The sequence below is a fragment of the Flavobacterium phycosphaerae genome (assembly GCF_010119235.1).
GTDB lineage: Bacteria > Bacteroidota > Bacteroidia > Flavobacteriales > Flavobacteriaceae > Flavobacterium > Flavobacterium phycosphaerae.
In genome coordinates this window covers 3,252,158-3,273,945 of sequence record NZ_JAAATZ010000001.1, presented here as the reverse complement: position 1 = coordinate 3,273,945, position 21,788 = coordinate 3,252,158, and the positions used below count along the sequence as shown (strand labels likewise).

General features: G+C 32.5%; 12 protein-coding genes. 10 read left to right on the top strand and 2 right to left on the bottom strand.

Annotation, left to right across the window (positions count from 1 at the left end; translation table 11 throughout):
• Positions 1-385 precede the first annotated feature (385 nt).
• The 10 genes from GUU89_RS14585 (at position 386) to GUU89_RS14540 (ending at position 19,869) form a co-directional block, all read left to right on the top strand.
• On the top strand, positions 386-739 hold the full coding sequence (locus tag GUU89_RS14585; RefSeq protein ID WP_162128586.1) for a hypothetical protein: 354 nt from the start codon (positions 386-388) through the stop codon (positions 737-739).
• Positions 740-1,216: 477 nt separating this feature from the next.
• Complete coding sequence (locus GUU89_RS14580) at positions 1,217-1,426, top strand: hypothetical protein (protein WP_162128585.1); 210 nt, start codon at positions 1,217-1,219, stop codon at positions 1,424-1,426.
• On the top strand, positions 1,399-1,599 hold the full coding sequence (locus tag GUU89_RS14575; protein WP_162128584.1) for a hypothetical protein: 201 nt from the start codon (positions 1,399-1,401) through the stop codon (positions 1,597-1,599). The genes GUU89_RS14580 and GUU89_RS14575 overlap by 28 nt, the downstream gene beginning before the upstream one ends.
• 272 nt (positions 1,600-1,871) lie before the next feature.
• Positions 1,872-2,072 carry a hypothetical protein gene (locus tag GUU89_RS14570; RefSeq protein ID WP_162128583.1) on the top strand — a complete coding sequence of 67 codons (201 nt, stop codon included), beginning with the start codon at positions 1,872-1,874 and terminating at the stop codon, positions 2,070-2,072.
• On the top strand, positions 2,069-2,710 hold the full coding sequence (locus GUU89_RS14565) for a hypothetical protein (protein WP_162128582.1): 642 nt from the start codon (positions 2,069-2,071) through the stop codon (positions 2,708-2,710). Before GUU89_RS14570 ends, GUU89_RS14565 begins: the two co-directional genes overlap by 4 nt.
• Positions 2,711-2,712: 2 nt before the next feature.
• On the top strand, positions 2,713-5,898 hold the full coding sequence (locus tag GUU89_RS14560) for an isopeptide-forming domain-containing fimbrial protein (RefSeq protein WP_162128581.1): 3,186 nt from the start codon (positions 2,713-2,715) through the stop codon (positions 5,896-5,898).
• Complete coding sequence (locus GUU89_RS14555; protein WP_162126054.1) at positions 5,898-6,617, top strand: hypothetical protein; 720 nt, start codon at positions 5,898-5,900, stop codon at positions 6,615-6,617. Before GUU89_RS14560 ends, GUU89_RS14555 begins: the two co-directional genes overlap by 1 nt.
• Before the next feature lie 97 nt (positions 6,618-6,714).
• The gene (locus tag GUU89_RS14550) at positions 6,715-9,510 is read left to right on the top strand and encodes a DUF6443 domain-containing protein (protein ID WP_162128580.1); all 2,796 of its coding nucleotides are present in this window, start codon (positions 6,715-6,717) and stop codon (positions 9,508-9,510) included.
• A complete protein-coding gene (locus tag GUU89_RS14545) occupies positions 9,453-18,425 on the top strand; it encodes an RHS repeat-associated core domain-containing protein (RefSeq protein ID WP_162128579.1) in 8,973 nt (2,990 codons plus the stop codon). The genes GUU89_RS14550 and GUU89_RS14545 overlap by 58 nt, the downstream gene beginning before the upstream one ends.
• 400 nt (positions 18,426-18,825) lie before the next feature.
• A complete protein-coding gene (locus GUU89_RS14540; protein WP_162126051.1) occupies positions 18,826-19,869 on the top strand; it encodes a tyrosine-type recombinase/integrase in 1,044 nt (347 codons plus the stop codon).
• 254 nt (positions 19,870-20,123) lie between these two features.
• Here GUU89_RS14540 and GUU89_RS14535 read toward each other — a convergent pair whose 3' ends face one another.
• Together GUU89_RS14535 and GUU89_RS14530 are read right to left on the bottom strand one after the other, a co-directional pair.
• The gene (locus GUU89_RS14535) at positions 20,124-21,110 is read right to left on the bottom strand and encodes a toxin-antitoxin system YwqK family antitoxin (RefSeq protein ID WP_162126052.1); all 987 of its coding nucleotides are present in this window, start codon (positions 21,108-21,110) and stop codon (positions 20,124-20,126) included.
• On the bottom strand, positions 21,034-21,777 hold the full coding sequence (locus GUU89_RS14530) for a hypothetical protein (RefSeq protein ID WP_235922057.1): 744 nt from the start codon (positions 21,775-21,777) through the stop codon (positions 21,034-21,036). The genes GUU89_RS14535 and GUU89_RS14530 overlap by 77 nt, the downstream gene beginning before the upstream one ends.
• Between the last annotated feature and the right edge of the window lie 11 nt (positions 21,778-21,788).

Genomic DNA, 21,788 nt, shown 5'->3' with positions numbered 1-21,788 from the left:
GAGGACATAATAGATTTATCTATGTACAAACTAACAATCCTAGTATAACTGTTCAACAATTAAAGATAATTACTTGTCTGAAACATGTATAAACCTATTTACTTCAAATTTTTAATTAGTATGCATGCATCAAGTTATGATTATGTTTCCGGTTATTTTGAAATTGACCAAAAAAGAATCCAAGACATGCAAGTTAATGATGGCGTTTTTCCCTCCCCCTAAAATTTTTAAGAAAAGATGGAGGATTTACAGGCAGTGATGAGGTTAACCCTATAGCAAATCGGGTTGGGGATACGGAAGACTTACTTGAATAGATTTGTTTATGGTGGTGGAGATGAAGTTAGCGCTGGATTTGTATCAATTGTTAAAAATCTAGTGTATAGTATTGGTTCGATGGCTGAAATTTTACGGACCAAATAGAGCTTTAGAATTAAAGCATTGTGCTGAAAATTCGATAAAGCGAGATCATGGATTAGATTGGAAAATCCTATTGGTAAAAATTTGGTGGAGGCTTAAGGTTAAGAAAATTGAATTAAGCGATAATTGGGATGTCATGAATAATGAGGACAATCCTATTTATGGAGAAATGTACGGACAAGAATATACCTATACATTGGAAGACGGTGTTGGGTCAAGTGGTGTCGCTACATTTGAGCCTAATGCTTCACCTGAAAATCCTTTTGTAGAACTTTTTATGGTAATGACAATCAAATTATGCAGAGAGAATAGGAGCTCCTAGGGAAACTATTATGTAGAAAACCTTTTGGTGAGAATTTTTTCCCTTGCCCAAAAGTTACTTACTCAGAGTTACCGTTACTAATTTAAATAAGAAAAATGAATTTGATGATAATAAATTCATAAAAAAACACGCAACAGGAAAGGTTGTAACGGAACATTATACCACTAAAGATTTTCCTACTATAGTTGATTATACAGATTATGATGTAAGACTCTACGATTATAAAGTCCATTATTAAAATGTTAAGTGTTTATGCTCAAAGTCATTTAACAGCCTCACAAGGTTTTACTATTGAGACTAATGATATGGATGGAAAGGTTAAATCGCAAAAGTGTATGCAGAAAATCAAAATTCTCCAATTTCAAGGGTAGATTACAATTATAACGTTGATTCTACTGGAAAATTAAGTAGTGTGTTCACCACTATAGATGAACATGGGAAAATTAATGAAAATCACTACTTGGAATTAATTATGATGTGATTAATGATTTTAATGAAAGTAGAACGGTAACTCAATCCTATGGATTTGATGCTAATATAGCCTCATTCTTAGCAGGTATCTGGCCTGTTTTTGTTCCTATTGTTTTGCCGAGAGAGGCGTATAACGAATCACAGTTAAGAACCGCTACAACTACTAAAGTAATTCATAAAACAGCTGTTTGGTTGAAACAGTTGCCTATGATTTAGGGTCGCGAATTGCAACCAAAAATCTTGCTTGGGATGCAAAAACAGGTCAAGTGTTGCTTACTCAAACTATAAACGAATTTGATGAGAAGTACTATAGTTTTAATTTCCCATCCTATTGGTACTATAAAAATATGGGAATGGCTTCTGAAAATATGATTTATCAGGCAAATTAGCAGAAACTATTACTTCAGGTGATTCTTATTTTTATCTTAATGGTTATTCACCTTTAGTACCTGCTAATAATATCAATAAGTTTTTTAAAGTAGGTGATGAGTTATTCTTTGATGACAATGGATTAAATACAAAACTTTGGGTTTATGCTATTAGTAGCAATCATATTAGACTAATGAATAAATCTGGTGAAATTATAGATTCATCCAATCAGCCTTCCGATTTGCATTTTAAAATTATTCGTTCTGGAAATAGAAATCAGCAAATGTTAGCTATGGCATCAATCACATTAATGAAGAACCCTATTTTAGATATAAACGGAAATTTAAGATCCCAATTAGGAAATGATTCATTTGGTTATGACAGCAGTAATGATGTGACTAGTGTTAAGGTATCAATGCCAATGCTATTGAATATAGTGATGATTGGAAATCACAATGCGAAAATAATCTACCTAATGAATACGGTTTTTTGAACGCTATTCCTGAAACTCCAGTAAACCCATATTTGTATAATATTAAAGGTGATTGGAGAGCAATTAAGTCTTATGCATACTTAACGGGACGTAATAATTTTGAAACTACCAATAGACGTAAAACAGGTTTTTTCAAAAAATTCAGCCCATTTTATAAATTGAAAAGTCAGGATTGGTATATAGACATGGCTGGTTGGACTTTTGCGAGCCAAGTTACAATGTTCAGTCCATATGGCGTTGAACTTGAAAATATGGATGCATTAAAAAGATTTTCTTCTGCCCAATATGGATATCGATATACGTTACCTATGGCAGTTGTTTCAAATGCAAAGTATAGAGAAATTGGATTTGATGGTTTTGAAGATTATGATCCTATGAATATTTTACTTAATCAATCGGCATCTCTAAAGCCTCATTTTGGTTTTTCTCAAGGAGTTTATGATAAAGACAATGCTTATATAACAGATAAAAAATCTCATACAGGAAACAATAGTGTTGCTGTTTACCCTGGTCGTAGTGTACAATTTATAAGAAGAGTTGATGGGTGTCCTATTGATGCTGATACAGAAGGAACAAGAAATAAGTCTTTTGAAAAGGCTAAGACGACAATCAATTCCTCAACTAAAAAGAAACAATAGATATGAAAAAACTAGTTTTATCAATAACGATCCTATTTGTAACTTTATTGGCTCATGGACAATCTAATACTATTGCTTTATTGACAAGTAGTCCAAATATTAGTAGTCCAACTACCTTGACTGGAGGAACTTCCCTTGCTTTAAGCTTTAATATTAATTTACCATCATCTTCAAGTTGTTATCAAAAGATTGTATTTAATTCAGGAAGTTTGATTTATTCTTCATCGCAACTTCCTACGGGGGCTTCCGTTAGTCAGGATAATAATAATATTTATAACAGAACTGTTACAATATCAAATATAAATAGCACTACTAGTGGTATCTTAAATTTTAATATTACTTTTTATGTGCCAACTGGAGAATGTTTTACTGCTCAGTCATTGATAGCTACTTTAAGTACTTATGACGGAACTTGTTCGCCAAGTCCTGCAGTTTATCAATCGCCTTTGCTGACAATTAACAATACAGATAAACTAGATACAGATTTATCACAGGTTGAGCCGACTAATACTACAAATATTTGTGCTGGTACAGTTGTTAAGTATAAGTATCGAATTGCGAATCCCGGGAATTGTCTTAATTATACTAATGCTAAAGCTTTTTTGCAATTGTCGTCATGTGCGACGGTAATTGGTGTATATAATCAGAATTTAGATTTCAATAATCCGATTGCATTATTACCTCCTTCAGGTTCAAGTCCACCAAATTCGCAAACCATAAGTTGGAATGTATTTACTAATCCTAGTACTCCACTACCTATGACTATTTGGTCGTATCCTTTAACCTTTTATGTTTATGTTAAATACCCATGTAATATCTGCAATAGCACTCCATTTTTCAAGCCTATAACATACGCAACTGGTCAAAAACCTTCCAATTGTGGAAGTAATTTAACATATCAATCGCTAAGCCATGAGTTTACAACGTCATTATCGGGTGTTAATTGTACTGATTGTAACGGAGGAGGAGGATCAAATATTGCGGTTACAGCACCCACGTTGCCTTGTCCTAGTGTTTGCAATGTTTCTAATTATTTGACTGCAACTTATAATGTAAGTATTACGCCTGGAAGTAATTATAACAGGATATTTTTTATAGCTGATGTGCCCTCTGGTTTTCTTATAAATTCAATTACGAACTCACCACCAACCGCCTGTGGTATTACTCCTGTAGTTGAATATTTAAATTCATCAGGTAATTATGTACCGTATGCGCCTTCCTCAACTCCTTTAGCCACTACAAAAGTTAAATGGACTTATAATTGTACTATTCCTAACGAACCACTAACCTTAAATTTCAATATTTCATATCGATATAATTTGCTTAGTCCACCTTCGGGTCAGGTGCCTTTTTATTGTCATCTTTATTATGATACTATTGACACTGCCCATAATTCTTCCAATGGAGCTGGATATTCAACAGTTGCTTCATGCAGTCAACAATTAACAGCTAATAAGTATATTATTCGCTATAATCCAGATGAAAGTGAGGTGCTAAATTCTTCAGGAACACCAGCCCTTTTTGGTTCGGTTAATGATGGTTCTCCTGGCGAAGTTTTTAGTTATAGAATAAATGTGAAAAATATTTCTAATACAGGTGTTTCAAATGTAAAAATATTGGATGATTTAAGTAATAAACTTGTTTTTTTAGGTCCAATAAAGTACATATACACAACTGATCCAAATCCTCATGAATCAAGTTTTACCATTTTGACAGGTAATACTATGAACATTCCTGATATGGGGGCAGTTGCTCCTTTGGTTACAATAACGAATGGACCTACTTCGACCCAACTAAAAGTTGAAAATATTAATTTTCCATCAGGAAATTGCCTTGCAAACAAAACCTTGTATATTGAGTTTAAGGTGCAGGCAAAGAATAGTCTTATGGCTCAAACCCAAATTGTGAATCAAGCTTACGTCAAGAATTCTAATGGAACCTCTTTAGTTAGTGATGCTTATTTACAAGCAAACATGACCATTAAGTCGTTATTTCATTTAAGTAATAAAATGTTTGTAAAATGTAGAAAATTTACGACTTGGTTAAGTGATGATTCTGCTACTTTAACAGAACCTCCAGTGCCAATAATACAGAAAGTACGAAATGGTGATAAGATTGACTTTAAAATGCTGGTTTTTAATGACGGTTCAGAAAATATGACTCTCTATGATTTATTAAATTTAAAACCGCAACCCGGTGATCAATTTGAAAGTGATCATACACCTCGTGGATCAGATGGTAATACTTATATTAATTATTTTAACACAACAGGTCCACCAACTATTACTACTAATACATCTTTTGTTCAACCACCTGTGGTAAGTTATAATAATGATGTAATAAATATGTTACGGGACAATTTAGCTAATTGTCCACCAGGAAGCGGGACTAGCTCGCCATGGTTGCCTAGTTTTGGGAATTCAACAAACTGGATGAGGATTAATTTCTCATCAGCAGGTCATGTTTTGCACCCGGGAGATTATGTTGAAGTTATATACTCTGCCAAAGTTTCAGGCGACACAGGGCCATCTTACAATTCCTTTATTTATAATGCGAAAGATAATTTGGGTCAGTGTGTAGTTCATGCCAACGCCAGAAAATTGACTATAATTAATGACGGTGAAGGCTGTGATCCTCCCTGTATTGATTGTGCCTCTTTTGGACTATTAAAAGGAGAAAAATATTTGGTAAGTGGATGGGTAAAAGAAGAGTCAAATGATAATCCAAAGAAACAATTTAAAACTTATGTTAATAGTTATATCAATGTTTCATTTAAACACGAGAATTCTAATGATTTGTTTGATAATCCCTACATCTATACTTTCAGACCTACAGGTGATATTATAGATGGCTGGCAAAGAATTATAGGTGAAATTACTGTGCCAGGTGATGAAACTATACGAGTTGGAGATATGATACTAGAGCTTAAAAATGAGTCAAGGTTTGAAAAAGTAATGTCTTATTTTGATGATGTTAGGGTTCTGCCAACTAAAGGGAATATGAAAAGTTTTGTTTATGATCAAAAGACCCAGCGCTTGATGGCTGAACTTGATGAAAACAACTATTCAACCTTTTATGAGTATGATCCGGAAGGTGGATTGATCCGGATCAAAAAAGAAACTGAAAAAGGAGTTTTCACCATTCAAGAGACGCGAAGTGGTAATGTAAAAGTTGGAGGGAAAGAATAATGAAAAGTATTAATATGATATTGTGGCTTCTGTTTTTATCTATTAGTATAAACAGTTATGGGCAGCAAAAAAAACTTTCAGTTGACGAGGTGATTAGAACCGCTGAAGATGTACTGAAAAAACGGAAACAGGTCTCTTATAATACAAAGTACACATTATACAGTGATTATAGTACTAAGGAAATATACGAGCAATATAAAGGTGTTTTTTTAAAGAAAAATAATGTGTGTTATGTTAAAATTAAAAACACCGAGTTTATTGCCTACGATAATTATGGATTGAAAATAAATAATGATGAGAAAGCTATACAAATTCGGAATGCAGCTAACGCTGCTTTTGAAGAGTCTCCACTATCAGTTACTGCTTATTTAAAAGTATTTGAAAATAGAACGATTAAAAATGATAAAGACTTTTATATATGTGAATTGAAGCCAGGGAAAATTTCGCAAGTAATGTTGAGTAAAGTAATTATTTATATTAAAAAATCTGATTTGAGCATTACCAAGCAATTGTTGTATTATGTAGAAAAAATGGAAACTAAAGATAAAAACGGGAAAAAAATCTACACTACTCCAAGATTAGAAATAACATTTTCAAACCGGATAATAGACAATAAAAAAGACGATTTACTAATAAAAAGAGATAATTATTTTACTGTCAAAGGGAGTGACATAAAGTTGTCTCAACGATTTTCAGGTTACAAATTATTTAAATCATAAGGAATATGAAAAATCATATAGCTTCAATAGTTTTATTTCCAGTATGAGTTTTATGGAGGTTACTTCATTAGTGTTAACTATAAAAAAGACTTTTTTTATGAATTATTTTTTATTTTCTGCAAGTAAAATAGAAAAGCAAATAGTATTTGTCTTTTTGTTATTATGTACTAATTTTTCAGTTTTTAGTCAAAAAAATATCTACACTGCGCCTGAAGTCACAATGACATATGTTGACATTAATAATCATATGGAAGGATACTTAAGGGATCCTCAATATACAATGCCTAATCATATTTCAATTGTCCCAAAAGCTTATGCGAAATTAAAGATAGACAATGAAATTGGACCATTTCAATGGGTTAAAGTTACCGTGACAGCTTTAATTACTCCATTACTTTCTAATGGGGATGATGATACAGCAAATTCATTTTCAAAAGAGTTGACAGCTGAGTATAACCCATATGGCCATTCGTCAAATTTTGCAGATTTGTCAGTTTACGAACTTGTAAACAGTTATGGTGTCAGATTAAAAGTAGAAAATGTTCAAGTAACTAATCTTGCTAATGGCACGACAACTGATACAGTAGATCAAAATGTATCCATAGAGTTGGGTTTTAATACTGAAAGATATTATTTAATAACGAATCAACAACCCACTATAACCTCACAAATTGCCTACGACTCTGATGGGATGCCTCTAGCCCTTAATTTTAATTGGCCAAGTTTGACAGGTGCATTACAATATGAATTAGAATGGACTTGGGTTGATAATTATGCTGAGGACGGAAGTGTTTTAGCTGCTGATTTAATTGATTTTTCTTCAAGAGATTTTGAATTAAATAATACAAGAGTACAAACCGATAAAACATACTATCAAATTCCTCTGATTTATTCCAGAGGGTATGTTATTTATAGAGTTAGGGGCGTTGGTCGATTTGTAGATAATAGTGATTCTGTAGACAAAGTGTTTTATGGACCTTGGAGTTCTGGAGTGGATGATAAAACAAAAATTTCAACATGGGAGAATAGTTTTATTTCTATTAACGGTCACGAAAATCAAAAAAATTGGCAGTTTCAGGCTAGCTATGCTGAGCATGGAAAGAAAAAGGAAGTGGTAAGTTATTTTGACGGATCTCTACGTAACAGACAGACTGTTACCAAGGTTAATACTGATAAAGGAAATATAGTAGTCGGAGAAGTTATATATGATACACAAGGGAGAGCTGCCTTAGAAGTATTGCCAGTGCCGATAAAAAAGGATTACATTCGCTATTTTAAAAATTTAAATCAAAATTCTAACGGTGAGTTATATTCCCATTTAGATTTTGACTGGGATACTAAAGAGGGTGAATGTGGAGTGCCTGCCGGTATAATGAATATCAATAGTGGTTCAAGTAAATATTATTCAAAAAACAATGACTTTTTTGATAGCCCCTTTAGAAATTATATACCTGATGCTTTCCAATTTCCATTTAGTCAAATAGAATATACTCCTGATAACACCGGTAGAATATCCAGAAAAGGAGGCGTTGGCCCAGCTCATCAATTGTCTACAAATCATGAAATGCAATATTTTTATTCTATTCCTCATCAGGAAGAGCTTAACCGTTTGTTTGGTTATCAAGTAGGATATGTATCTCATTATAAAAAGAATATTGCAGTTGATCCAAATGGTCAAGTAAGTGTAAGTTATCTTGATCCACAGGGTAGAACTATAGCTACAGCATTAGCAGGAAATAGCCCTGAAAGTTTAATCCCGTTAAAGGAATCAGAAGAGGGTTTAAAAAAAATAACTGTAGACCTTTTAAATAAAGCAGATGCAAATGACGGAGATACTGAATTAGATAATAATGAACTAAGCACATCCTCTAATTTTTTCAATTATAATGATATTTTAACACTTTCAAGTCAATTAGGTGTAGCGGGCAACAATATTGACCACACTTTTAAATATAATATTTATAATAAGAATGTTTTTATTCCAGAAAAGTGCCCACAGAAATATTCATTTGTATATGATTTGCAGATTGGTTTAAAAGATCAATGTAATAATGATTTATTACACCCTCACAATTCAATGGTAATTGGAACATATGGTATAGGAACTGGTGCTTTAGTTAATTATTCACAAGGATTCACTCCTTCACCATTATTTCTAAATACTGGTAATTATTCACTGGTAAAAGAATTGAAAGTCAACAAAGAAACTCTCAATAATTATGCGGATCATTATGTGCAAATGTTGACTAATAAGGATATCGGAAAAGAATGTTATATAAGCCCGGATGGTTTTAGCCCTCAATTAAATATTGATTGTAATACTACTTGTAGTGAATGTGAACAAAGTATAGGGAGTAAATGTGAATATGTTTTAAAACAAATTAAAAACATTTATAATGTTCCTCAAACTAATACAACCATATTTATTCAAAATGAATCTGATTGTAGTATAAAAGTTTATAATTTGAATGAGAATGAAGATGAGTCAATTAATTTTGGACAACTTATAAGTCAAACGGATGTTGATCATCAAGTGATTAGTATGATTAATGATTGGAATTTATTGAGAAATACTTGTGATAAAATTTGTGGAAGTGCTTTTGCATCAAGTTGTTCAATAAATGAAAAATCATTAGAAAATGATGTTAGTCCAGGTGGTCAATATGGAATGACACCCGGTATGGTTAATAGTATAAACGATAATCCAGCAAATAGTGATAGTACTAATGCAAGTTCTACTTTATTGAGTGTTTTTAATGAAGATAATCAAATTATTTACAATGGACAAGTAAATAATACCCAGGAAACGATTTTAATTGGAGACATCCAATGCCTATGTATACCGATACAGACGGAAGTTTATCACAAATTGAAGTTGAATATACAGGTGTGACGAGTACCAACCCTAGTGGATATACACCTCAAATAGTTTCTACCGCCGTTGTTCAAACGGGTGGTTACGTTTATCCTCAGGATTTACTATTACTTGATGATTTCATTGGCAAATGGAAGGAGTCTTGGGCAAAGTCCCTTGTTAAATACCATCCAGAGTACTGTTATTTAGAATATTCTAACAATTTATGTCAATTAATAAAAAAAACAGTTGTAAAACAATTTTCAGTTAATGCTGGTGTAACCACTGAGACGGGTTCTGTTACAAGGTTTTTAAATTCAGATGAGTATGATGGTTATTTGAATTATTTAGATACATATCAGAAGGCTTACCAAGCAGGCTTATTTGATTTAGCAAGCCCAATGATGAGCAATCCAAATATATATAGCGGTGACCCTTATTTTCAAATTATAAATGGAGAGACCCCTAATCTACTTGCTTGGAGACAAAGTATAATGCTTGAAGCTTTAAATAGTCAATACGAAACCTATTTATTAAACCAAAACGGATTAGCTACTGACCCATTAAATTACGCCAAAATGTTCCAAGCTGCGGTTATTATGGCTAGATGTAACGCAATTCAGGTATGTAATTTCAATGATGTCAGTTTAACGAGTTCAAGTTTTACAAGCTTGTCACCTAATGCCCAAGAAATCATTAAAAATAGAATATGGAATACGTATAAAAATTTATACATTTCTTTAAAACAAAAAATCAAGCATGTTTTTATTAATGCTTATGCCAAATCAAATGGTTGTTTCAACGGATGTATAGGGACAGGTGGTTCAGATAATATTACGAATGTAATCAATAATTATACTGCATATAACGGAAATAATACCTATGAAGAAATCAATACTTATATAGCTGCAAATAATCCAACTTCAACCACAACTATACCTTTATGTTCTTTGCCACAAGCTGCGGCATATGGTGCTAAGATTAAGAAGTTCATTCCAATTGATTTTGGGTATGATTCTGGAAATTTAGGTGGTTCTTTAAATCAGTTGTTAGCTCTTAATAATTATCAATATTATTTACAAACGGGAAATTGTCCATTGATAAATGATTTAAACTTGTTTATAAGTGGTCTTTTTGAAGATGTTAATTTGACAACATCTTCCAGTTTAGTAGGCTGGAATCAAATAGGGCAGGGATTGACAGCAAATTTATTTCATGAACTTACAGGGACTCCTATGCCAACTACTTTAACCCCAACTATGGGAGTTACTATAAATGGTTCGGATTTAAACTTTACTTTTGCCCCTATAGTGCCAAGCTATGTTGCTTCTGCATCACAACTGGTATTGACACTTCCTGCTTCAGCTAATTTAAGCTGGAATAATTATTCAATGGGTAATAGCAGTAATGATTGGCATATTATTGCTTGTAGCCAATTGTATTATGATGTACTTACCTCTAACTTATCGGCTAATCCACCGATTTATGGTTTCCAGATTATTGCCAGGATACAACAAGGTTCAGGGACTTTTAGAGATGTTATATTAACTGGAAAAACGATTGCTAAAATTGGTGCTTGTCATCTTGAGGGACAGTCAGGAACAGGTGAAGTTATTACGCCAGTAGTAACAGCCTGTAATGATAAAAAAATACAATTTCAAGATGCTTTTAAAGCACTTTATAATCATTTATTACAGACAAATCATTTATTTGATAGCGCTTATGATTTAACGAGTGACCCATTTTATATGAGTAGTTTTTTAAGAACTATGTTTGGCTCAACTGCTTCTGATAATGTTACATGGACCGGAACTCAACAGACAGATCATTATTTATTTCAAATATTTAAGAATTCTACCAGTATGCTTGCTTTGCAATTTTGGACAGAAAGCTTTATTGATAATGGTATAATACCACAAGATTTGATTTCATTATCCGTTGATAATTATATTTATGAACCTCAAAATTCAACCAATGAAGCCGGAAATTATATAACGAGTATTTTTAACGTTGATAACGGAACAATTACAGTAGGAGGAACTTTAACGAATTGTCAAGGGCAATATTGTCCTGGTGAGACTAAAAAACCATTGTATTTGCTATGTTGTTCTCCATGTGGCGAATGGGATTATAATGGGAATGGTATTGGAGATATCTGTGATGGTAATAATGGAAATTGTGGTACAGTAGATACTGATGGAGATGGTATTTTTGATAATTGTGATAATTGTCCAACAATTAAGAATGCCGATCAAGCTGATGCGGATAATGATGGTATTGGTGATGTATGTGATTCTGAGGGTAATCCACATCTCACATCATGTCCAATAACTCAAGAAGAAGAAGTTGCATATGAGAATAGACTTAGAGATGTTCTGAATTTTTTAATATTGCCAGGAAATCATTCCATAGCTACTTATAATAATCAGACACAATATACTGCTTATGGTCCAATACAAAGTAATGCTGTCATTTCTACATTTATTCAGCAATGCAATTTAGAGTCTCATTTTCAGGCATTAAGAGATTACCTTGTTGCTTGGCAGAATACAAATTACAATCTTCCAGTTGGTCCTTTTATAAACTATGGTTTATATTATAATACCACAGGAGGAGCTATGTTATATTTTAATAATGGGGATACATCAAATACTTCGAATATTACTATTCAATTGCATTTGCCCGATGTAGACCATATTAATTATATTGATATGACAGATACATTTTTTGGAAATGTAAGCTATGTTGACCATGTTGGTATTACTCATGTTCTTAATCACATACTAATATCTAATTATACTAAGTTTAATACTCAGGGAGAGTGGATTGGTAGTCGTTTCTGTAATTTTATAAGCAACGATTATGATCCTTTAAGCAACAGGAATAGTGCTTCTGCTGAAGGAGTTGTTTCATTTAAAGGTGACCCAGTTATTAATCAATCACCAATAACTATAAATAGAGGCGATGCTCCACCTGTAAATGCGCCTTATACAGCCGCTTGTGAATGCATCCCACAAACGGTAGCTCCAGTAGCTTGTGAAGAAAAATACACAAAGTATACGAAGTATTTAGCTGAGCATAATTTGCCTACCATTACTGTAATGCCCCAACAAGCATTTTGTGATTTGAGTTTACAATATGTAGTTGATTCTTATGTTTATTACATGAGTACTTTAAATGTTCAGTCTGCTGATGATCCAAACTTTCTGACTATAGCGCAGTTTGGAGAAACCGATTTGCATTATGGTTATAACCAAATAAACCAGGTTATAAACAACTATTTGGTCTATTGTTTAGAAAATCAAGATGACCCCGAGAGAGTATATTGGAATGATTATGTAAATACTATATATATGGCTGGCCCTCATGGATGTCCACCAGGTCCAATGCCTGCCTATTCTCCAGCGATTACTCTTCAAGATCCTTGTAAAGAATTAATGGCTAATGTAACAGCAACATATCAGTTGGATTCTTATAATGCCTATATACAATATTTGCGTAAAGAATTTATTAGACAGTACATTGAACAAGCTATTAAATATGCTGTTGAAAATTTCAAAATGACATATGGAGATCAAGAGTATCAACACACTTTATATTATTATGATCAAGCCGGAAATTTAATTCAAACTGTAGCACCTGAGGGAGTATCTAATTTAGGTGTTAGTTTAAACGCTTCAATTAATAATTTCAGAAATCATCCTAATGCTATTGAAAACCCTTTGTTAACCCCTGCTCATGGATTTAAAACTGAGTATAAGTACAATTCGCTAAACCAATTAGTATGGCAGAATACACCTGATGGTGGCATGACAAGATTTGCATATGACGCTTTAGGCAGGATTATAGCCTCTCAAAATGATAACCAACGGATTGTAGATGTAGAAACAGGAAGAGAAAAATACAGCTATTCGGTTTATGATTTTTTAGGGCGAATAATTGAAGCAGGCGAAGTATTTGTTAAGCCTGGAGATTATAATATAAGTGATGAAGGAAGGTTAATATTCGGAGGAAATGCAGTGAATGACTTTTCAGGAACCACAAATATTAGAAGAGAAGTAACTATTACGGTTTATACAGAAGATCCTCTAGTGGAATCGCCCAGCATATTTGCTTCAAGTTTATTTGTAACCAATACATCACCTGATTTTATTCCGGCTCATAACAACAGAAACAGGGTTACAGGAATTTTTTACTATGATCAACTAGATGTTCTTGATAAATTTACCAATGCAATTTTTTACAATTATGATGTTCATGGTAATGTCAAAGAATTGCTTACTTATATTACTTCTTTAAAGAATTTACCTTGTAGCCCTACAGGTGTAATTAATGAGGAAACAGGACAACTCAACGACTGTGAAAAGCATCTTAAAAGAGTAGTTTATGATTATGATTTAATCAGTGGAAATGTTAATAAGGTGACTTTTCAACCAAATAAAATAGACCAATTTATCCATAAATATAATTATGATGCGGATAATAGGTTACTCAATGTTGAAACCTCACCTGATGGAGTTGTTTGGGAAGAAGATGCGGCGTATAAATACTATCCACACGGCCCACTGGGAAGAACCCAAATAGGGGATAAGAAAGTCCAAGGACAAGACTATAGTTATACCTTACAAGGTTGGATAAAATCGGTTAATGGAGAAAATATAATGTCACCTAATAATGATATGGGGAATGATGGCAATATGTCGGGAGAAACTAAAACAAAAGATGCTTACGGTTATTCTCTAAGTTATTTTGATAATGATCAATTTACGGATTATAGAGCTATTGAAGGAGATAATGGTGATGCTGGTTACGCTCCCTTAATGTTTAGTAGAGACAATTCAATTCCAGGAAATAACAGGAATTTATTTAATGGTAATATTAAACAAATGACTACTGGTGTTAGAATTAATGAAGAAGAGGTTCTTTCAGTTCAAAAAAATAATTATACGTATGATCAGCTTAATAGAATAGTTTCATTGACCTCTAATGCTATAAAACCTAAAGAAAATGGTTCAGGTGGTTTTACGGATAGCTATTTATCCAATTATACTTATGATAGGAATGGGAATATTAAAACACTTCTTAGGAAAGCATTAAATAATGATGGTTCCATTGATGTAATGGATGATTTAAAATATGATTATCAATCGAACAATAATAAATTAACTATGGTTCATGATGAATCTTCTCCGGCTAATGAATCAGAATTTGAAAATGACCTAGAAGATCAAATTCATCAAATCCAATTAATATATCCGGACTATGTTTATAACCCTGATGATAATAATACAGGAAATTATATTTATGATCAAATAGGTCAGTTAATCCAAGATAAATCAGAACAGCTAACCATAAAATGGAGAGTTGATGGGAAGGTTAAAGGGATTATAAAAGGTTCAGGAGATTCTTATACTTATGTTGATTTTGAATATGATGGTCTTGGTAATAGAATAGCTAAATCTATACATCAAAATTTTTCTGAATCCGGTAATACAACATACTATTGTAGAGATGCTCAAGGTAATGTGCTTGGGGTATATGATTTAAAAAATAAGCGAGGTAGATTAAATTTATTTTTAAAAGAACACGATATTTATGGTAGTAGCCGAGTAGGGCTAGAAGAAAAAAATACCGTAGTGTATAGTAGTGTACCTTTATATGAGGGGCCTATTAAAGATTATGGAAAATCTACTTTGGTAAATGATAGAGAAAATGCGGTTGCAGAAAAGTGCGAAATTCAGGTTCCACCATTACCATCTGAAAATAGCATGTCAAGAATGTCATCTTGTATTGGAGACCCTGTAGTTAGAGATTATTCATTAAACTTTGGGTTAAATAAATCAGCTACATGGAATTTTAATGCGGCCATGATTACCAATCCACTACCAACTAACATTTCATTAAATACTAGTGTTACGATTAATAACAATTTATCAATACCAGTAAGTTCCATTTATACTGATTTATCGAAATTAATTTTTAATGCTACTGCTCCTGTAAATGGAATTAATATTAGTACACTTTCTCCAATTCCATCTTGTTTTACTCTAGTACAGAATGGGGATACTACTTCTGTTCAAAGGCCAACGGGGTGCCCTTCTACTTCAATGGCGCCATCTAATACTATTTTTGCTCTGAATCAATCAGGATCGGTTGAATATACGATAACAGGAGATATTAATAAATATAATGGAGTAACGGTTGGTTTTGTTGCCAATGGTGTCTATTATGGAATTAGGACTATTATAGCTGCTGGTGATCTTGTATTTAACAAAATGGTTGGAGGAGTAAGTTCATTTGTCACTTCTATTCCGTTGACTAGTTTTAATTCAAGTTATCAGCCTACCGTAAGAATAAGAAAAGCCTACAGAGGAGTCGAGTTTACTATTCCTAATAATGCCGCAAATGTTGATGTACTAGTAAATGATAGTGCAACTAACACGAGATTTAATGCTTACTCTGCTACTTTGAGAGTTGATTTTGCAAATACTAATACATCTATATTAAACCTAAAAGTAGTCCCTGAACCAATTTATGATGTTACTACAGAAGTAAAACTTTCGGTTAGAAAAAATGCCGCGGATTCTTATAAACCAAGAGTTACCATCAATAAATATTCAAGAATAATTAACAGCATTGATCCAACTAATACTATACTTAACTCCTATGAAGCTACTGCAGTTGCTAACGTGCCGAGTAATTTTGAACTTGACTTTACTACTAACTTCTCTTCAACATCTGGGGTACTTAAAATTAATGGAGCTCAAAATCAAAGTTTGACTTCAAATTGGGTTCCATCCAATACTCCCACTGTTGGAGCTATAACTATACCAACAGGCAGTAATAGAATAGGGAATTTCAGTACCATGTATGATTTTGATGTTTGTTATTTTAATTATAACTTTAATAATCTGATTGTTGATAATTATAATTTTGATGATAATGCGAATCCATTATCCCCAACTGGAAGCCCATCCTCAAATGCAATAATGAACCAAAATGGAGCAGTAAGACAATATGGTCCATGCTTGTTAGATCAAGATGAAGACGGACTTTATGATATATATGAAGTTGTATTTGACTCGCCTACCTCAGTAACTTATGCTGAAATAGATACAGATGGGGACGGTTGCCCTAACCATTTGGATGCTGATGATGACGGTGATGGAATTAATACCATTTATGAAGGAGCTAATAATGACGGCGATCATAATCCTAATACAGGTACAGTACTGAATACCGATGCAGCTTCAGCAACAAATCCTGATGGTATTCCAAATTATCTTGATTCTGATGATGATGGTGATGGTTTATTCACTTTATATGAAGGTCCGGCACCGGATGGAGGTATTTTGTCAACGGATACTGATACTGATGGTAATCCTAATTATCTAGATAATGACGATGATAATGATGGTTTATATACTTTTTATGAAAGTGCTGATCCTGACGGAAATCATATTCCTTATGATGCTATAAATACCGATAGTTATCCAACACTAAATACCAATAGTGGTATAATAGATAGTCTCCCTAACTATTTGGATACAGATGATGATGGTGATGGTATTTTAACCATTAATGAATATTCAGATCCAAATGGTGATGGTAATCCTGCTGACGCCGTAAATACTGATATTACTAATTCATCAGGAAACCAATATGTGGCTATTGATGGTATCCCGAATTATTTGGATGTAGATGATGATGGAGATGGCTATCAAACATGGGAAATCATCGAAGGAGGTCCGGGATATGTTAACTATCCTATCCCAGGAGCCGAATACACGATGGATACAGATGGTAATGGTATTCCTAATTATTTGGATTATAATCATGCTATTTTTGATCCAACCGGACCATTCTCCTATAAAAATTATAAAAACCTTGTTGGAGACAAAAGATATGAGCTTAAAAACCATTTAGGAAATGTACTAGTTGTTATTAATGATAAGAAGATACCTTACAAGCCATATGCGAGTATACCATTCTTTAATGCTGATGTTATTGCCTACAATGATTACTATCCTTTTGGAAGTCTAGTTCCTAAACGCCACGGTGGCATTGATGACTATCGTTATGGGTTCCAAGGACAGGAGAAAGATGATGAGATTAAGGGAGAAGGAAATTCTTTGAATTATGATTTTAGAATGCATGACCCGAGAATAGGGAGGTTTTTTGCGATTGATCCTTTAACTGCAAAATATCCTTGGAATAGTCCCTATGCATTTAGTGAAAATAGGGTTATTGATCGGGTTGAGCTAGAAGGTTTAGAAGCCGCTAAAGTTACAATAAGTGGAAGAGCAACATTTCTCATCGTATCAGTGGCTATTGGTGTTTCTGTTGTTGTAGCTCCTAATGGAATTTCGTTATTCGTAACTCCTGAAGGTGGAGTTGGTGCGGGGGTATCAATTGGCGCGGGATTGTCTGTTAGTTTATTTCCTAATGTTACAAACTCAGAACAATTAGGAGGCTGGGGAGTTAGTTTGGGAGGATCAGCAATGGGCAACGGTGGTGATTTAGAAATTTCATTACAACAAGACAAAAACGGGCATGTCAATGATACTAAAATGGGAGCTGGAGGTGCTATTCCAAAAGTAGGAGGTGGTGCCGGTATTGAGTTTCATGCTACCGTTGGCTATTCTTTTCTAATCGGAACTGTTACTTGGGAAGAACTAGGTGATACAATTGAAGATTGGGCAGAAGAAGCAGGTATTCCTGTTAAAGATTTAAAGAAAGCAATTGACGCTGCTAAAAATTACTACACTATGCAAGTTGAACAAGAAAAATCTAACTCAAATACTCCGGATAAAAAAGAAACTAAAAAAGTGGAAACTAATAAAGCCGAAAAGAAAAAGACGGAGACTAAAAAAACTGAAAATAAAAAAGCTGAGGCAAAAAAACCTGAAGCTAAAAAACCTGAAAAGAAAAAGACAGAAAAGAAAAAGTCGTAATAACTTAATTAAAAATTGAACATGAAAATATATGTATCTATTATAGTTATAATCTTTATCATTTCAATAGGAATAAATTTTTTTGTTAATCTTTTATACTTGGATTTAAACAGAAAAGGTTTAATTATCACTTACAAGAGAGTTTCTTTAAAAATTTTAAATTCAGGTTTACAAAATGTGATTAATGTTGAGGACAAAAAATCTATTTTAAAATGTAAAAAATATTATGTGCTATACTTAACATTATTTTATATTAATCTATTTTTAATATTTATTCTGATTATATATGATTTAACGTTTTAAAAAGGTGTTTACATCACTTAAAAATAGACCTACAAGAAAGACTATTCGTTAAGAATAGTTTTTCTTTGTTTTTTTATTCTATTATAAAAAATGAAAAATGAAAACCCCCAAGCCATTAATTCCTTTATTCAAACAGTTTATTAAAGAATCCGAATCGGGCAAACGATTAAAAAAGAATGGGGAACGCATAGCCAAAAGCTCCATAGATAATTATATATATGTACTTAAAAATCTCATATTATTTTCAGAAGAAACCAACACAGAACTCAGAGTTTGCGATATCTTAAAACTCACAAAGAAAGAATTGCTTTCTGAAAAAAATTATTGGAAAAAATTTTACAAGAACTTTACGGACTTTCTATATAAAAAGGGGTGTTTTGACAACTACGTTGGGGCAACTATCAAAGTGATACGGGTATTTTTTAATTACTTAAAACTGGAGAAAGATATTTATGCCGGTGACTTTCATAAACAATTTTATGTCAGGAAAGAAGAAATTGACATCCTAGTATTATCTCCCGAGCAATTAAAATTTCTAATTCACGATAAGGAATTTGAAACCAAATTAACACCAAGCCTAAAAAGAGTGAAAGATATATTTGTTTTTGGATGTACCACGGGTTTACGTTATTCAGATATTTTTTTACTCACCAATAAAAATTTTGAGCAATCAGGCGATGATTGGTATTTAAAATTAAAATCAAAAAAAACCAAAACGAGTAGTTCAATCAAACTGGCTAACTATGCTATTTTAATTTTTCAAAAATACCAGTCCAAAAATAGTAAGACGGCACTTTTTGCACCAATAACACTTTTCAATTTTAACAAAAGCCTAAAGCGTATAGGTGAATTAGCCGAGTTTACAGCTCCAATAGAAATATCCCGTGAGAAACAAGGGATAACCAAACGAATAGCAAGTAGCAAAGAAAGCAAGGACCGTTTTTGTGATAAAATGAGTTCGCATATGATGCGAAGAACCGCCATTACTACACTACTAATTCTTGGTATGCCTGAACACTTAGTACGTAAAATTAGTGGGCATAGTCATGCCAGCAGTTCCTTTAATCGCTATGTTCACTATGCCCAAGTATATATTGATAAGGAGATAGAAAAAGTGCATAGTAAGCTGGAGAGATATTAGATTACTGTAAGTAATAATTATATGTAAATGATTATCGAGTAGTTTAAGCTAAAAATTTTGTACTATAAGTCCCCTCAGATTTCCAGCATTTATAGTTGTGAGTGTTTTTAACAAGCAAAGATGAAAAATAATCGACAACTTTTTCTTAGTACTTTTCTATATAATTTTCCCTAAATGTATTGAAATCATTCGAAGTGATGGCTTTGAAATTAACACAAACAATTACACTTTGATATAAAGTTTCTGATGGTCAATCAATTTTTTTTACTCCATAGTTTAATTCCCAACAAATAATACTCAATTTTATCTAGCTCCCCGTTATCGTTATAATATCTGATTATTCCTTTCCGCCTGCCATGCCTATACTTTCCTTCTTCAATTATACTTCCATTTTCATTTTTTATAAAGTATTTTCCGTTAAAAAAATCATTGTCTATCGTATAGTATTTTATTATTTTACCTTTCTCATATATAATATCAAACTGTTTAGGGTAAATAATATGTCTTTTTAAACCATTTGAGTCATTAAGAATATATAATGGTTGAGTTTTATCCGAATCAAAATTTTCATAATCAATATACCTTACCTCACCATTTTTAAAAAGGTTAATGTTGATTTTCGAAAAAAAACCCTTAGTGTAGTGGCTAATCCTTTTTACCTTGTTTGAAAGAGGATAATAAAGATAGATAAAGCCATTTAATTTAAAATCGTTAATTTCAAAATCATAGACTTTATTTTTATACCTATCTAGTTTAATCCATCTCCCATCTGGTATAATAATTTCAGATGAAAAGCCTGAATTTAAACTTAATTCAGGAAATGGCTCGCCTATTAAATAAAATTCCTCAAATTGTTTGTATGAATATTTACTTGATGCTACATTAAGTTCAAATTGATTCGATAAATCTCTTTTAAAAAATAATGAATCAATCTTCTTATCTATATCATCATCCGGATAACTCGGAAAAAATCTAATGTAACATCCTTCAAAATTCGAAAAATATAATTTTTCATCAAAATTAAAAAAATTATTATCGGAATAAGAAATTGAATCCAATGGCTTCGAATAATGCCCTTTGAATTGTAAATCATTATCATAAATACAAATGTTCCATTTTTGAGAAATTAAATTATTTGAAATTAATAATAGAATGTAAAAACAATTAATTTGTTTTGAATGAATCATCCGATAAAATAATTCTAATTTCAGCTCTTTGATTATTTTTATTTTCAGTATCATTTTCAGATTTTTTTTCAACTTCAGGAACTCCAATTGTTATCTTACTTTCATCAACCCCATAATCTTTTATTAACACTTGTTTGATAAAATTTGCTCGATCATTAGAAAGAATATTATTATTATCTACATTTAGCTCACCTTTAACTATGCTTCCATCAGAACTTCTACCTGTATATCTGCTTGGCACTCCACTTGAAACACCTACTATATTAAGTGTCGCTCCGGTTCCTTTTGAAATAGTTGCAGCTTTTTCGAGCTGTTCCTTTTCTATTGGTGTAAATGAGTCAATAATACTACAGTCAGTTTTAAATTGAACAACAAAAGGTTGAATAGCTATGTTAGTAACATATTTATTTGAAACCTTTTTGTCGGCCATTCCTTTAGCCATTGCTGAATTTAAAGCTTGAGAATCATCCGCAGGCATTTGATCAAATTTTTTAATTTTTTGATAATTATTTTGGAATACTCTCATTAATCGTTTTCTCCCTTCAAGACTAGTAAGGTTAGCACGAGCCGCATTGAACTCATTTTTACCTTCTGGTGTGCTAGTTTCATATTTAAAAATAGCTACTGTTTTATCGTCTACTCCTTCTTTTATCCTTTCAGAGGTAGGAACAAATATTACATATCTTCTTAATACTACCCCAGCATACATTTCGCGAATCATTATTCGCTCTT

What these genes read in the sequence shown, in the direction of transcription:
- GUU89_RS14550 (WP_162128580.1), top strand. Translation starts at nt 6,715, where the DNA reads ATGAATTATTTTTTATTTTCTGCAAGTAAAATAGAAAAGCAAATAGTA.
- GUU89_RS14555 (WP_162126054.1), top strand. Translation starts at nt 5,898, where the DNA reads ATGAAAAGTATTAATATGATATTGTGGCTTCTGTTTTTATCTATTAGT.
- GUU89_RS14540 (WP_162126051.1), top strand. Translation starts at nt 18,826, where the DNA reads ATGAAAACCCCCAAGCCATTAATTCCTTTATTCAAACAGTTTATTAAA.
- GUU89_RS14530 (WP_235922057.1), bottom strand. Translation starts at nt 21,777, where the DNA reads ATGATTCGCGAAATGTATGCTGGGGTAGTATTAAGAAGATATGTAATA.
- GUU89_RS14570 (WP_162128583.1), top strand. Translation starts at nt 1,872, where the DNA reads ATGGCATCAATCACATTAATGAAGAACCCTATTTTAGATATAAACGGA.
- GUU89_RS14545 (WP_162128579.1), top strand. Translation starts at nt 9,453, where the DNA reads ATGTATACCGATACAGACGGAAGTTTATCACAAATTGAAGTTGAATAT.
- GUU89_RS14535 (WP_162126052.1), bottom strand. Translation starts at nt 21,110, where the DNA reads ATGATACTGAAAATAAAAATAATCAAAGAGCTGAAATTAGAATTATTT.
- GUU89_RS14560 (WP_162128581.1), top strand. Translation starts at nt 2,713, where the DNA reads ATGAAAAAACTAGTTTTATCAATAACGATCCTATTTGTAACTTTATTG.